Below are 14,548 nucleotides of genomic sequence, written 5' to 3'. Positions count from 1 at the left end.
CCCAATGCATGTTGACGGACAGCCAAGGCATGTCGACGGCAAGCCAAGGCGATCGGCTTGTTCAGGAACCAACAGCACAGCAACAGGCAGAACAGACGGTGCGGCAGCGTATTGTGCAGCAGGCGATACGCTGTTCAACCAAAAGCTGGGCTACGCCTTCACTCGTGCCGCAGGTCAGAATTCTGTATACGGAACAGCACCATCCTCGTGTGCCGGTGATGTATGAGCCGACGATCGTCATCATTTTTCAGGGTCAAAAGATTGGTTATCTGGGCGGGAAAACGTTCCAGTATGACCCGGAAAACTACCTGTTGATGACCGTGCCGCTGCCGTTCGAATGCGAAACGATAGCCAGCGTTGAACACCCGCTGGTGGGGATGGCGATCCGTATTGATATCCAGATGCTTCAGGATTTGCTGATCGATATCGGTGATGATGACAGTGCGATCCGCCCCTGTTCCTGCACGTGTGGAGTGAACAGCGTGCCGTTGACCGATGAGATTCTGTGTGCCGTTGAACGGCTGCTGGATGCGATGAATAACCCGCGTGATGCCCGCGTGCTGGGCCCAGCGATTGTGCGCGAGATTATCTATCATATGCTTTGTGGCGAACGCGGTGCGGCGTTACAGGCGCTGGTGAATCGGCATACGCACTTCAGCCAGATAGCCAAATCTCTGCGACGTATTGAAAACCACTATGCCGATAGCCTGAATGTGGAACAGCTGGCGGCTGAGGTGAACATGAGCGTCTCGGCGTTTCATCATAACTTCAAAGCCGTCACCAACACATCACCGTTGCAGTACCTGAAATCCTATCGTTTGCATAAAGCGCGTGTGCTGATGATCAGCGAGGGGCTGAGAGCGGGCGTTGCGGCGGCTCGCGTCGGGTATGAGAGCGTGTCGCAGTTTAGCCGGGAATTTAAGCGCTATTTCGGCGCGACGCCGAGCGGTGAAGTCACGAGAGTAAAGGCCAGTAACCTGGCGGTTGAGGAAAGCTGAAGACGTGAAGAAAGCGTGCCGTTGCCTGACTAGGCGACCGCACGTTTTTTGCGCCACACCATGACAGCCATGCCGATCAGGCCGCTAACCAGCAAAATAATCGGGAGCAGGATCAGTGCGGTCATCACCTGATCTTCATAGCGTTTGACCAGTGGAATGTGGCTGAGCGCATAGCCGAGCGTGACAATCCCCCCGACCCACAGCAGCCCACTGAGCCAGTTGAAAATCTGAAAGCGCGTATTGTTTAACCCGGAAATGCCCGCCATCGTTGGCAGCAGCGTGCGGATAAACGCTAAAAAGCGGCCAACCAGCAGCGCCATCAGGCCGTGGCGGTGGAACAAGTTATGAGCACGCTGGTGGTAATGGGCGGGAAGCTGCAACAGCCAGCCTTTTACCAAGCGCGTATCACTCAGCCAGCGCCCTTGAAGGTAGCTGAGCCAGCAACCCAGGCTGGCGGCGATGGTGAGCAGAATCATGGTAGGGAAAAAGCTCATTACGCCTTTGGCAATCATGGCGCCAGTGAGCAGCAACAGGCTATCGCCGGGCAGAAAAGAGGCAGGGAGCAGGCCGTTCTCCAGAAACAGTGTCGTGAACAGAATGCCGTAAACCACCCAAACAACGTGGGGATCGGCCAGTGCACTAAAATCCTGCTGCCAGAGCGCCTGAATAATGTCGTGAACCACACTCATATTACTTCCCGCCAGTGACGATATTCACTATCTCTCAGGCTGCGGCGTGGGACGCTGGGCTACCTGAAATCTACTGCTTATCAAGCCCTAAAATCGGTATGGGCAAAACGCCTTGCCGCATAATGAGAATGCGACAGGGCTTAATGCTTAATTTTTGTTAAGGTAACGCCGTTTTTTGGTAAGCGTTGACTCATTATTATCATAACGCATTCCCCAGCGCGCCGCAGGGGAAATCAAGACGCGGCGGTTTTATGGCCGTCACACTTCCTATATTTTGTTTCCTGCCATACCCGTCATACTTCAAGCCGCATGTGCGTTGGCTACGTTCATTCACCCGAATCACTTACCTGAGTAAGCTCATCGGGATTCTCTCTCTTGCCGCCTTCCTGCAACTCGAATTATTTAGGGTATATATTTTGTTTCCTGTCGTTTGGCGAAGCTGAACTCGCTGAGACCTTGCCAGACTAAGCGCTCAGCCTGCTGAAACCCGCGGCCAGATCGTCGATCAGATCGTCACTGTCTTCAAGTCCAATATGTAACCGAATAAGAGTGCCGGTAAAATCCACGCCGCCAGCAGGGCGGATGGCGGCCAGATCTTCCGGCTGATTCGCCAGGATCAGCGACTCAAAGCCGCCCCAGGAGTACGCCATGCTGAAGTGCTCAAAATTGTCCAGATAGTGCGCCAATGCTTCTTTGCTCAATTTCTCTTTCAACACGAAGGAGAACAAGCCGTTGCAGCCCTTAAAGTCGCGTACGTAGAATTCATGCCCTTTGCATTCTGGTAAAGCAGGGTGGTTAACCACCGCGACTTCGGGTTGCTCCGACAGCCATTTCGCAATGCGGATGCTGCTTTCCTGATGCTGTTTGAGTCTAACGCCCAATGTGCGCAGGCCACGGCTGGCGACATAGGCGGTATCGGCATCAACCATTTGTCCCATCAGGTAAGAGTGTTCACGCAGCTGTGCCCAGCAGCGTTCATTAGCGACCGCTGTGCCTATCATGGCATCGGAATGGCCAACGATATATTTGGTGGCAGACTGAATGGAGATATCAATATCAAAGTCGAATGCTCTGAATAAAATGCCTGCCGCCCAGGTATTATCAATCATGATAATAATGTCGGGGTTGATGCGGCGCACGGCTTGTACGATGGCTGGTACATCGTGTACTTCCATCGTGATGGATCCGGGCGATTCGAGAAAGACCACTTTGGTATTAGGCTGGATCAGCTCGGCAATATCGGCACCGATCAGCGGGTTAAAGTAGGTGGTGCTGACGTTCATCTTGCTGAGGACTTTATTACAGAAATCCTGCGTGGGTTCATAGGCCGAACCGGTCACCAGCACATGATCGCCTGCTGAGACGAAAGAAAGAATGGCGTTAGAGATAGCTGCTGCACCGCACGGGTACAACACGCAGCCCGCGCCGCCTTCCAGTTCAACCATCGCTTCCTGCAGCGAAAAGTGGGTCAGCGTACCGCGGCGACCATAGAACAGCGCCCCCTTTGCTCGGTTAATCGTGGCGTTTTTTTTATCCTGCACGGTATCGAATACCAGAGAGGACGCGCGCTGAATAACAGGGTTGACGGAGCCGTGGGTGAATTTCTTGCTGCGTCCTGCGGCGACTAACGCTGTTGCCGTTTTTTTGCTTGTCATAACCACTATCACCTTTTCTGTTCAGTTCTGCCGGATGACTCACTACGCCGACGATTCCCAACGGCGAACGCGGAGGGAATGGTGGGGCGGGGCATGATTGGATTTATAAGCGTTCGATTGATGAGGTCTACGTTATCACGGCTTGGACGGCGTGTGGGCTTAAGTAGGATAAGATGGGATGTAGATGAAAACATTTCAGGAAGAACGCAAGAAGCGCCATGTTATTCGCGACAATCCAAAAAACATAGCGCAATGCCGATCGTTTAAAGATCGAGATACCGGGGGTTACCACGGTGCGAGGCATCCCTGCGGGAACCTCATCACCGTGTTTCCCCCTAAATACATACTTAAGTTACCAACATTAGTGCAATTGGAGCGTGTTAACCCGTATGGACGCCAAAGAACTTAGGCAGCCAGAGCGAGATAGCTGGAATATAGGTGACCAGCATCAGCACAAAGAAGAGCGCGCAGTAGAAGGGCAGCATCGCTTTAACCACCTGTTCTATCTTCTGCTTACTCACCGCACTGGCGACGAAAAGCACCGACCCCACCGGCGGTGTAATCAGGCCGATCCCAAGGTTCACCAGCATGATCATGCCGAAATGCACTGGATCGATGCCGAGCGAGAGGGCGACGGGCAGCAAAACGGGAGTCAGGATCAGGATCAGCGGTGCCATGTCCATCAGCGTGCCAAGTAGCAGCAGCATGATGTTAATCCACATCAGGATGACGTACTTGTTATCCGAAATGGAGGTGAAAAACTCGGTAATGCGGCTCGGCAGCTGCATGTAGGTCATGATGGCACCGAACGCGGCGGCGAAGCCGATCAGGATCATCACGATCGTGACGGTTTTTACCGTGCGGTACATCAGCTTGGGCAGCTCTGACCACTTATAGTCTTTGTAGATAAACATGGTCACGAAGAAGGACCATAGGCAGGCGATGGCCGCAGACTCAGTTGCGGTGAAAATGCCGGACAGAATCCCGCCCATGATGATGACCACCGTCATCAATCCCCACAGGGTATCGACAAAGATTTTCAGCGCCTGACGGAACGGTACGCGTTCGCCTTTTGGATAGCCCCGACGATGTGCGAAGCCGACGCACATCACCATCAGCGTTAGGCTGAGCAGCAGGCCAGGCAGGATCCCCGCAATGAACAGCGAAGCAATAGAAACCGTACCGCCGGTTGCCAGCGAGTAGATCACGGAGTTGTGGCTCGGCGGTGTCAAAATTGCCTGCACAGAGCCGCTGGCGGTGACGGCGGCGGAGAAGTCGCGCGGATAACCTTTCTTCTCCATTTCTGGGATCATCACCGAACCGATAGAGGCGGTGTCTGCCACGGAAGAGCCGGATATCGCACCAAAAAACGTCGAGGCGACGATGTTAACCAGCGATAAGCCGCCGCGGATAAAGCCGACAAAAATATACGCGAAGCTGACCAGCCGACGGGCGATGCCGCCTTCGGCCATAATGGCACCAGCCAGAATAAAGAAGGGAATGGCGAGCAGCGAAAATTTGTTCACGCCGTTGGTAATCTGAATCATGACGGCCTCAAGCGGCAGATCGATCCAGAACGCGCCAGCAATCGCGCTCAGCCCTACCGCGTAGGCGACGGGAACGCCGACCGCCAGCAGCACGGCCAGTGTGGCAATAAGAATAAATGCATCCATGGTATTGGCTCCGAATTAAGCACTGCCAAGCATTACCACAGGGCGTTTATCCTGCGGGCCGAAGAACATTTTTTCGATGATGAACAGCACGGTGATTAATGAGCCAATAGGCAGCGGCAAATAACTTTCACCTGCGGTTAATAATGGAAACTCCGCGACGGGCTGTTCCCATAAGTCCATGCAGAGCACGGTGCTGTAATAGAGAATAAACAGGCTGATTAACAGCATCAGGAGATTCGCCAGATGAACGCAAACCTTCTTACCGGCCTCTGGCAATCTGTCGGTCAACATACTGACGGCAATATGTGAGTTGGAACGGTAACTGACTGCGGCGCCGACAAAAGTAAACGTCACCATACAAATAATAGAAATGGGTTCTGGCCAGGATAATGCGGCATTTAAGACATAGCGTGCGAATATGCCGACAGGAATAACAAGCGTCATAATTAATAACGCCAGACCAGAAACCCACATGGCAATACGATAGAGTACATCCATGCTGGAAAGATAAGACTGTGCCATTTGTCCACCTATACTCACTTCGCTGGGTGATAAGCAAAGGATCGTTGTTGATATCAGGTTATCCCGTCATCATTCAAGTTGCATGTGCGTTGGCTGCGTTCACTCACCCGAATCACTTACCTGAGTAAGCTCATCGGGATTCACTCTCTTGCCGCCTTCCTGAAACTCGAATTATTTAGGGTATATTAATGGTGGCGGATAAATAGCAGGCTATTTATCCGCTGAGATGAGGTACTGATTATTGGACGTCAGCGACGGCTTTAATCAGATCCTGATATTTGGCACCAAACTGATCGCGGACGGGCTGCGTGGCTTTGAAATAGTACTCGGTATCAATTTCATGGAACTGAACGCCACCGGCTTTCATTTTATCCAGAGATTGCTGAGTATATTCATTCCACAGCACGCGCTGTTCTTGTTGCGCTTCTTTCGCCAGTTTCAGGATAAGATCCTGATCCTCTTTAGAAAGTTTGTCCCATTTGGTTTTGGAATACAGGAACAGCTCAGGAATAATGAAGTGGCGGCTCCAGGTATAGTTTTTCACGACAGGCAGGTAGTTGTGTGCGACAAACGTTGGTGGGTTATTTTCGGTGCCGTCAATCACGCCGGTTTGCATACCGCTGAAGACTTCGCTGACGCCCATGGCAATCGAGTTGGCCCCCATCGCTTTTAGCGTTGCCAGTGCGACCGGGCTACCCTGTACGCGAATTTTCATGCCCTTGAGGTCTTCTGGTTTCACCACCGGTTGTTTGGTGATTAAGTTACGCGTTCCCGCGTCCATCCAGCCCAGAAAAATCAATTTTGATTTACTGCTATGAGTAATCTTGTCACCAATTTCCTGACCGATTTTTCCATCCAGCACTTTATGCAGATGATCTTCATCACGGAAAATATAGGGCAGCGTGAAGACTTCTATTTCCGGTAAAATAGCGGCAACAGGCGTCATTGATACACGGATAATATCAATCGCGCCGAGCTGTGCCTGCTCAATCATTTGTTTTTCATCACCCAATACCCCGCCGGGGAAGGTTTTAATTTCCAGCCTGCCATTTGTGGCGGCTTTTAATTTTTCTCCCATTTTCTGAACGGCGACGACATTAGGATATCCTTCAGGGTGAACATCAGAGGCTTTAATTTGTTGTGCCTGAATCGCTTGGCTCATCAGGAGCGCAGTAGAACCCAGACAAACGCCGATCAATGTTTTCGACAGCTTCATTGAATTATCTCCAGAGGTGGGTGACATTATCGATAATCAAATGGTGATTTTAAAATATAAACCCATGAAAAATAGCGTAATGAAGAATGGGTTTAATGATGAGAAGACGACCGCCTATTACGTATTATTGTGGCGTGTGTCAGTATTCTCTGCGAGTTAAGCTAACCTATTATACAACTTCGTAGAATGACTCGTGTCACAAAAGAAAAAGCTAATATGAAATGCTGTTTTATATGGAATTTATTCCTATTTGACTTATAGGAATATACGTAACTTGGTGTTTTTATTTATCTTATTATGTGCATATGTATCTATTTATTTCGGTAAACTTATCGCCAGCCATCATGAAATGGTGTGATAACTTAATGTTGATCACAAAAGCCGATCATAAAAATCTTGGATATCGCACCGTTTTTTAGTGGGGATCCCCTGCCTGATATATTCCTGAATGCTACTTTTCTTGTCGTTCTTATGCTTTTCCTGCCAGTGTGCGAGCAATACCCTCTGAAATCCTGTCAAAACGCAAGGAAAGTGCGTTATCTGATGTAAATAATAATGAGAACGACTATCAATTCGTTCAGGGTTTGGTATTATTTCAGGCTGCGTTATTGCGGCATTATACCTGCGAATATGTGCGGATATTGTACAGAACAGATGATTGTACAGAACAGATGATTGTACAGAACGAATGGTGGAGGCACAGCGTGAAGACGGCTGTCAGTAATACAACTCAACAGGTGTTATCAACCTGGCAAAAAAAACGTGGCGCGTTCAGCGCATTTTCCCGTAGCGTGCTGGTTATCCTGCTGTGTACGGCGGGACTAAGTGGAAATGCGTTTGCGGCTCCGGCAACGACGCCGTTGTCGACACAGAATGCAGCACCAGCCGCACAGCCTGCTGCTGCGTCGCCTTCCGCTCCTGTGACGACCGATGCACAAGCCCCGACATCAGCACTCACGCTGCCTGCCAGTGCGGCACCGGGCACCAATAACCTGATGAAAACCGATTTGTCCGTCTGGGGTATGTACCAGCACGCGGATGCCGTGGTGAAAACGGTAATGATCGGTTTGCTGCTGGCCTCTGTAATTACCTGGGCGATCTTCTTCAGTAAAAGCGTTGAGATGTCTGGCGCGAAACGTCGCCTGCGCCGTGAGTATCTGGCGTTGGAACAGGCGAAAACGTTGGACGACGCGCTGGAAACGGCGGACGCGTTCAAAGCAGGCAGCGTTGCACAGCAACTGCTGGTCGATGCGCAGAACGAACTGGAGCTTTCCGCACGTTCCGATGACAACAACGGAATTAAAGAGCGCACCGCGTTTCGTCTGGAACGTCGCGTGGCGGCTACCGGGCGCCACATGGGGCGTGGCAACGGCTATCTGGCCACGGTCGGCGCGGTTGCACCGTTCGTGGGGTTGTTTGGTACGGTCTGGGGCATCATGAACAGCTTCATCGGTATCGCACAGACGCAAACCACCAACTTGGCGGTGGTCGCACCGGGGATCGCAGAAGCTTTGCTGGCGACGGCGATTGGTCTGGTTGCTGCGATTCCTGCGGTGGTCATCTATAACGTCTTTGCGCGCTCGATTGCTGGCTACAAAGCGATGGTCGGCGATGTCGCTGCACAAGTACTGCTGCTGCAAAGTCGCGATCTCGATGTGGCTGCCAGCAACGATAACCGGGCGTCTTCAGCAGCGCATAAACTGCGGGTGGGTTAATCATGGCGATGCATTTGAAGGAGGACGTGAGTGATGACGGTGAAATGCATGACATTAACGTCACGCCGTTCATTGACGTCATGCTGGTTCTGCTGATTATCTTCATGGTAGCGGCCCCGCTGGCGACGGTGGACATTCGTGTCGATCTGCCCGCGTCATCGGCAGCACCGCAGCCGCGACCGGAAAAACCGCTCTACCTGACAGTAAAAGCGGATAAGCAAATGTTCCTGGGAGAAGAGGTGGTTAGTGAGCAGTCGCTAGCGCAGGTGCTGGATGCGAAAACCAGCGCCAACAAAGAAACGACCATCTTCTTTCAGGCCGATAAAAGCGTCGATTATGAAACCATCATGAGCGTGATGGATTCACTGCGTAAAGCGGGCTACCTTAAGGTGGGTTTGGTTGGTGCGGAAACCGCTGCCGCTAAATAACTGCTGGCGGTTGTGTTGTAAGAAGGAATGCGGGGTGAACGTTCAAACCGCGTTCCTTTTTTTATGTCTACAGATTTACGTCCAGATGATGGCAGGGCGCTTTGGCCTACGCCCGTGACTCAGGATGGCGCCAGTGAATACGCGTCGGGATATAGCGTCGATCTTCTTCAAGTGGCTGCTGCGCAATTAAACTCGTAATCATTTCAAAGCTGTTACGTGCCAGATTCTCACAATCCTGCGCCACGGTATCGATCTTCAGCGGTAAGCAATCAAACAGATAGTGATCGTCAAAACAGCACAGACGGATGCCGCTTTCCATCAGGTTATGCTGGTTCATATAACGCAGCACGCCTTCCATCAGGCCACAGGCGGCAACAAATAGCGCTTTTGGCGGACGACCCAGCGTTGCACACAGCTGGGCAAACATTTCATAACCCGCGCTGGGGTGATAGCTGCCGTGAAGAATCCACTCCGGCTTGCAGTCGATACCTGCACGTGCCAGCCCAAGTTGGAAACCTTCCAGACGGTGGCGCGTCGGGGAAATTCGCGGCTGGCCGCCGAGGAAATAGAACTCATCACGATGCTGGCGGGCAATACGCTCGACCATTTCCGCCGTGGATTCTACCGCTTCGGAAATGACCATCGGCAGTGTGGAGTCACCAATTACCCGGTCAAATTGTACGACGGGCAACTGCTGATTAATTTTCTGATATTCGATATCGCTTAACAGACTGGAAGCGACAATCAGGCCATCGACCTGACGCTGCACCAGACTGTTGACCGCCATCATCTCCTGACTGGCGTTTTCGTCTGTGCAGGCAATCAGCAGTTGTAGCCCCGCTTCACGGCACAGCATTTCCAACTCGCGGGAAATCACGGCAAAGCCGTAGTTGGTCATTTCTGGCACCACCAGCCCCAGCGTGTTGCTGCGTGAGGAACGCAGCGAACGGGCGTGAATACTGGGTTGATAACGTTGTTCGTGCGCGACGGCTAAAATGCGGTCGCGGGTTTCATCAGAAACGCGAAACTCTTTGCTACGTCCGTTGAGTACCAGACTGGCGGTGGATTTTGATACACCGGCCAGCGCGGCGATGTCACTGATTGTTATGCGTTTAGTCGGTTTCACCGCGAGGTCTGCTATCAGAAAAAAGGAAAGTTATTCTATCACGCATGGCGCTAACAGCCAGTGCTGTAGCGTTAATCGCCCAGAGCCGCTGAACGTGATGACTGCCTCGCTTTCTGGGAAATAGCGTGCAGACATCACGGCTTCGCCGTCGTTGATAAAAACTTCAACGCTGGAACGATCGCACAGGATCTGCAACTGGCTCAGGTCGCCGCGCCAGTAGCGATGCTCGGGCTCGCCGGTGCGACGGTTACGGCGGCTCAGCGTGACGCGTTCACCGTCCCAACAAAGAACCAACTGGGAAGCGAGGTTGAGCTGGAATTCCCCCTGAACGGTGATGAGGATTTCCGCGCTGCTCGCGTCAAGCGGAGAGGCGTAGTCTGCGGCACCCTGCCAGGTGTAATGCAGTCCGCGCAGTTGCTGCAACTCGCGCGCGGGACGTTGATAAACGCGATCGTCATGCAGCGTGAGTTCACGCGGGCAGGTCATGGTATGGATCCAGCCGTGTTCGATCGTCGGTTCAAAAAATTCATTGTCGTCAGGAATAGACATCCAGCCGAACAGCAGGCGTCGCCCGTCTTCACTCAGCGTGGTTTGTGGAGCGTAAAACTCGAAGCCGAGATCCAGTTCGTGGAAATCCTGATGCGGGTAAGCGCCGTTTTCGTAATTGAGTGAGCCGATGAAATAGCCAGCCTGAAAGGTATTCAGGTAGCGCTCTTCTTCGGTGGGAACGCCCTGCGGGCAGCAAATCAGTACGTCTTTGCCATCCAACGGGAACAGGTCCGGGCACTCCCACATATAGCCAAAATCACCGAGCCCGCCCAAACGGGAACCGGCGATCTCACCGATCTTTTCCCACGCCAGCAGATCGGCAGAACGGTAGAGCAACACTTTACCTTGCAGATCGAGATCCTGTGCGCCGAGCACCATGTACCAGTGGTCGTCATGACGCCATACTTTGGGATCGCGAACGTGGCCGGTGTAGCCGTCGGGGAGCGTCAGAACCGCTCCCAGCTTGTCATATTCACCGTTAGGGTTCTCACGGGCGAGGCACTGAAACGCGGTGCGTGAGCCGTCATCGTATTTCACGTTACCAGTGTAAATCAGCGTAATCGCGCCATGATCCACCACGGCAGAACCGGAGTAGCAGCCGTGGCTTTCATAGCTTTCGCTCGGTACTAGCGCGACGGGTTCATGCGTCCAGTTCACCAGATCGGCGGAACTCCAGTGCCCCCAGAATTTCGCTCCGTGGGCACAGGCTAAAGGATTCCACTGATAAAACAGATGGTAACGCCCGTTGTGATGAATAAATCCGTTCGGATCGTTGAGCAGACCAACGTTCGGAGACAGATGCCATTCCGGGCGATACGGATCTTCCTGTTTCCGTGAATGGCCTGACATCAGGGCGTGCGCCATGCGCTTTAGTAAGTGGACTTCCTTCATTATTCGCTATCCGTTTTATATTTCAGCAATAAGGAAGTGGTAAAGGCGGCACCGAACGCAATTAACATCCCAATCAGGTAGTTAAGCATCGAGCCCCCTTGCACAATCGCCAGTCCCGGAAAACCGGTCAGCCCGACGGCCGTCATATTGACGTGATTGAAGACCACCCATGCGCCACCGAGTGCACCGCCTGCCAGCGCCGCCAGGAACGGTTTAATGAAGCGCAGGTTGATACCAAATATCGCTGCCTCTGTGATGCCTAACAGACAGGAAAGCCCGGCAGGAACGGCAATCGCTCGGGTTTTGGCATCACGCGTTTTGAAGTATACCGCCAGACACGCGCCGCCCTGCGCCACGTTCGCCATCGCCCAAATCGGCAGCAGGAAGTTGACGCCGATGTTCGGGTTGCCAAGCAGTCCGGCTTCAATGGCATGGAAGCTGTGATGGACGCCAGTGATCACGATAACGGAGTAGAGGCCGCCGAACAGCAAACCAGCAATCCATCCTGCGTGAGCAATCAATGTGCTGAGAACCAGAGAAATACCATCGCCCAGCGCACGTCCAGCCGGGCCGATGAGCAGCATGGCGACAAAGCCGGAAATGATGACGGTCAGGAACGGCGTGATGATGATGTCCAGTGCGTCTGGTACGACCTTACGCAGGCGTTTTTCCACGATGCTCATGAACCAGACAGCCAGCAGAACCGGAAACACGGTGCCCTGATAGCCGATCATGGCGATGTCCATACCGAAGAAGTGCATGGTCTGGAAACCACCGGCGACGCCCCAGGCGTTGGTCAACGCTGGATGCGTCAGGATACCGCCCAGTGTCGCGCCCAGATAAGGGTTACCGCCGAATTCCCGCGCGGCGGTAAAGCCGATCAGAACAGGCAGGATAATAAATGCAGCGGAGCTGAACATATCCAGCATGACAAAGATCGCGCTGCTGGAATCGACCCAGCCGTAGGTCTTGATCATACCGAGCAGCCCCATCAGCAGGCCGGACGCGATAATCGCCGGCATGATAGGGACGAAGATGTTCGATAACAGGCGCGCCAGACGTTGCAGCGGGTTTAGCTTTTTCGCGGCAATGGAGGCGGCTTCGGATTTGCTCGATTCACTGATGCCTGCCGCTTTGATGAACTCGGCATACACCTTGTTAACCAGCCCTGTGCCGAAAATGATCTGCATTTGTCCGGCGTTCTGGAAGCAGCCTTTAACGCCGTCGACGTTCTCGATCGCTTTCTTGTCAGCCAGGCTGTCATCATTCAGCACCAGACGCAGACGAGTCGCACAGTGAGCAGCACTGGCGATGTTCTCTTTCCCGCCGAGAAGGGGGATGAGCGCGGCGGCAGTAGCGTTGATATCCATGTTATTCCTCTTTTTCAATAGGATATGCTGTTTCTTTGGCGTCGATTAGCGCGTAATCGACGCTAAGTTTAGGCCATTATCAGAACCAGGTTTCCATCTGGATACCGAAGTTCCATTCGCCGCCTGCTTTAAAGCCGGTGGAGCCAAACGTATCTTCACTGGAGTAGTTATCCAGTCGTTTATCCCAGTCCATGTAGCTGGCAAACACGCGCAGCTCAGGGCGGCTAAAGAAGTTACCGATATCGCCGACCTTGAACGTTGGTGCAAAGGTCAGCTTGTAGAAGCCGCCGCTAACCTGATTCAGGCTCCGATAACCGCGCGGATCGAGGTCCATGTATTGATAGCTGCCTTCATAGGCCAGTGCAAAGTTTTCGGTGATTTCCTGAATCAGGCGCGCATTAAACGTCACCCATTCGTAGCTATCCCCGCTGACGTAACGGTCTTTGCTGGTTTGCGCCAGAATGGACGGTGCGAAGCTCCAGGTCTTGTTCAGCGCCGTTGTGCCGTAGGTCGCAAAGCGCCAGGTGTTGGCATCGTTGGTCAGGTTGCCATCGGCGCCGATGTTCTTCACTTCGCCGCCCAGTCCGTGACCGTAGAGGATCGCGGTTTTCGATGTCCCGTCGCGTAAGCCGTAGAAGCTGTCGCCGTGGTAAGCCACCATCGCGTGATAGCCTTTGTCGCCCGCGTTGGTGTTGGTGACGACAGTGTTATCGCGGCTTGTTCCGGTGTTTTCTTTTACATCGTTGTTCTTCGCAGTTAATCCGCTCAGCATGAACTGGAATGGCCCGACGTAGTTGTTAGCGGTAAAGACGTAGTTTTTGATGTCGTTATCCAGCGAGGTAATTTCGCCGAGGCTGCGGCCATACAGCGAGAAGTTACTCTTGGCGCTATCCGCCCATTTCACGTCATAGATCCCGCCGCCGGTGCCCGCGAGGAAGACCACGTCGCTGTCCAGCCAGTGAATATCGAAGTTATCGCGATCGAAACGTTTACCCGCCCACAGCGTGGTGTCCTTAAAGGCACCGGTGAAGGTTGGCAGTGAACCCAGCTCGACGAACGCTTCACGAATGTTCAGGTCGCTGGTAGCCGCCGTCCAATCGTTATAGCTGCGTTGACCGTCCGCCATCATCACTTTGAAGCGGGTGGTTGCGCCGTTATCCAGCTTCTGTTTGTGCTCCAGTTTGATCTCGACGTAGGTGTCGTCTTCATTGCCTAAACGACCAATATGTCCGCCAGTCTGACCGGCAGGGGACATGCCCGGCCCGATATCGGTTTTGGAACTGGTGGCAGAATCATTGATCGACAAGCCAGAACGCGCGTAGCCGTGGAATTCAAATCCATCAGCGAACGACTTCTGCTTGGCCAGCGCCGTTGTACGCTGTTCCACCTGCTGGGTTTTTTGTTCGGTTTGGGTCGTGCGGGTGGCTAACTGCTGGGTTTGCTTTTCAGCGGCATTAGCTCTGGCTTCGGCGGCCTGAGCACGGGCTTCAGCCTGTTGCAAACGCTGTTCCATTGCGTTCAGGCGGGCTTCAATACTGTCGGTGTTGGCAGCGGAAACATAAAACGGGGAGGAAAGTAATAATCCTATCGTCACAGCAAGGTGGCTTGGCTTCATTTTTTCGTTCTCGTCGTGAAGGAGATTTATTGTTTTTGGATTTTTCATGTTTAGCTAAATTGCTAAACCGGTTTTTCATGAGGAAAATAAAAGCCAGCAGA

Annotated in this window: 12 protein-coding genes; 3 read left to right on the top strand and 9 right to left on the bottom strand. The window is 52.8% G+C overall.

The features are described from left to right. Window positions 1-8: 8 nt before the first annotated feature. The gene (locus tag LOZ86_RS20035) at window positions 9-998 is read left to right on the top strand and encodes an AraC family transcriptional regulator (RefSeq protein ID WP_039482161.1); all 990 of its coding nucleotides are present in this window, start codon (window positions 9-11) and stop codon (window positions 996-998) included. Between the two features lie 29 nt (window positions 999-1,027). On the opposite strand, the gene LOZ86_RS20030 is transcribed toward LOZ86_RS20035, so the two are convergent. From LOZ86_RS20030 to LOZ86_RS20010, 5 genes are all read right to left on the bottom strand, one after another. Continuing rightward, window positions 1,028-1,687, bottom strand: coding sequence for a DedA family protein (locus LOZ86_RS20030; RefSeq protein ID WP_039482158.1), 660 nt, complete (start codon window positions 1,685-1,687; stop codon window positions 1,028-1,030). A 464-nt stretch (window positions 1,688-2,151) separates the two neighbouring features. Continuing rightward, window positions 2,152-3,342, bottom strand: a complete 1,191-nt coding sequence (gene metC, locus LOZ86_RS20025; protein WP_039482155.1) for a cystathionine beta-lyase — start codon at window positions 3,340-3,342, stop codon at window positions 2,152-2,154. Between the two features lie 380 nt (window positions 3,343-3,722). After that, complete coding sequence (locus LOZ86_RS20020) at window positions 3,723-5,015, bottom strand: TRAP transporter large permease (RefSeq protein ID WP_039482152.1); 1,293 nt, start codon at window positions 5,013-5,015, stop codon at window positions 3,723-3,725. Window positions 5,016-5,030: 15 nt separating this feature from the next. Next, window positions 5,031-5,537, bottom strand: a complete 507-nt coding sequence (locus LOZ86_RS20015; RefSeq protein ID WP_230242673.1) for a TRAP transporter small permease — start codon at window positions 5,535-5,537, stop codon at window positions 5,031-5,033. Window positions 5,538-5,775: 238 nt separating this feature from the next. After that, complete coding sequence (locus tag LOZ86_RS20010; protein ID WP_039482146.1) at window positions 5,776-6,753, bottom strand: TRAP transporter substrate-binding protein; 978 nt, start codon at window positions 6,751-6,753, stop codon at window positions 5,776-5,778. A gap of 704 nt (window positions 6,754-7,457) precedes the next feature. Here LOZ86_RS20010 and exbB point away from each other — a divergent pair. Together exbB and exbD are read left to right on the top strand one after the other, a co-directional pair. Further along, window positions 7,458-8,468, top strand: coding sequence for a tol-pal system-associated acyl-CoA thioesterase (exbB, locus tag LOZ86_RS20005; RefSeq protein ID WP_230242666.1), 1,011 nt, complete (start codon window positions 7,458-7,460; stop codon window positions 8,466-8,468). 2 nt (window positions 8,469-8,470) lie between these two features. Beyond that, window positions 8,471-8,896: a TonB system transport protein ExbD gene (gene exbD, locus LOZ86_RS20000; RefSeq protein ID WP_010280259.1), complete on the top strand. Its 426-nt coding sequence runs from the start codon at window positions 8,471-8,473 to the stop codon at window positions 8,894-8,896. A gap of 106 nt (window positions 8,897-9,002) precedes the next feature. Here exbD and LOZ86_RS19995 read toward each other — a convergent pair whose 3' ends face one another. The 4 genes from LOZ86_RS19995 to LOZ86_RS19980 all read right to left on the bottom strand — a co-directional run bounded on the left by LOZ86_RS19995 (window position 9,003) and on the right by LOZ86_RS19980 (window position 14,447). After that, complete coding sequence (locus LOZ86_RS19995; protein WP_039482144.1) at window positions 9,003-10,022, bottom strand: LacI family DNA-binding transcriptional regulator; 1,020 nt, start codon at window positions 10,020-10,022, stop codon at window positions 9,003-9,005. Window positions 10,023-10,052: 30 nt separating this feature from the next. Next, window positions 10,053-11,462 carry a glycoside hydrolase family 32 protein gene (locus LOZ86_RS19990; protein ID WP_039482141.1) on the bottom strand — a complete coding sequence of 470 codons (1,410 nt, stop codon included), beginning with the start codon at window positions 11,460-11,462 and terminating at the stop codon, window positions 10,053-10,055. Further along, a complete protein-coding gene (locus LOZ86_RS19985) occupies window positions 11,462-12,832 on the bottom strand; it encodes a sucrose-specific PTS transporter subunit IIBC (protein ID WP_039482139.1) in 1,371 nt (456 codons plus the stop codon). Before LOZ86_RS19985 ends, LOZ86_RS19990 begins: the two co-directional genes overlap by 1 nt. A 79-nt stretch (window positions 12,833-12,911) precedes the next feature. After that, window positions 12,912-14,447, bottom strand: a complete 1,536-nt coding sequence (locus LOZ86_RS19980) for a carbohydrate porin (RefSeq protein ID WP_039462746.1) — start codon at window positions 14,445-14,447, stop codon at window positions 12,912-12,914. Between the last annotated feature and the right edge of the window lie 101 nt (window positions 14,448-14,548).

The organism is Pectobacterium parvum (assembly GCF_020971565.1).
Lineage (GTDB): Bacteria > Pseudomonadota > Gammaproteobacteria > Enterobacterales > Enterobacteriaceae > Pectobacterium > Pectobacterium polare.
The sequence above is the reverse complement of the archived record's forward strand: the minus strand, read 5'-3'. Positions and strand labels throughout refer to the sequence as shown.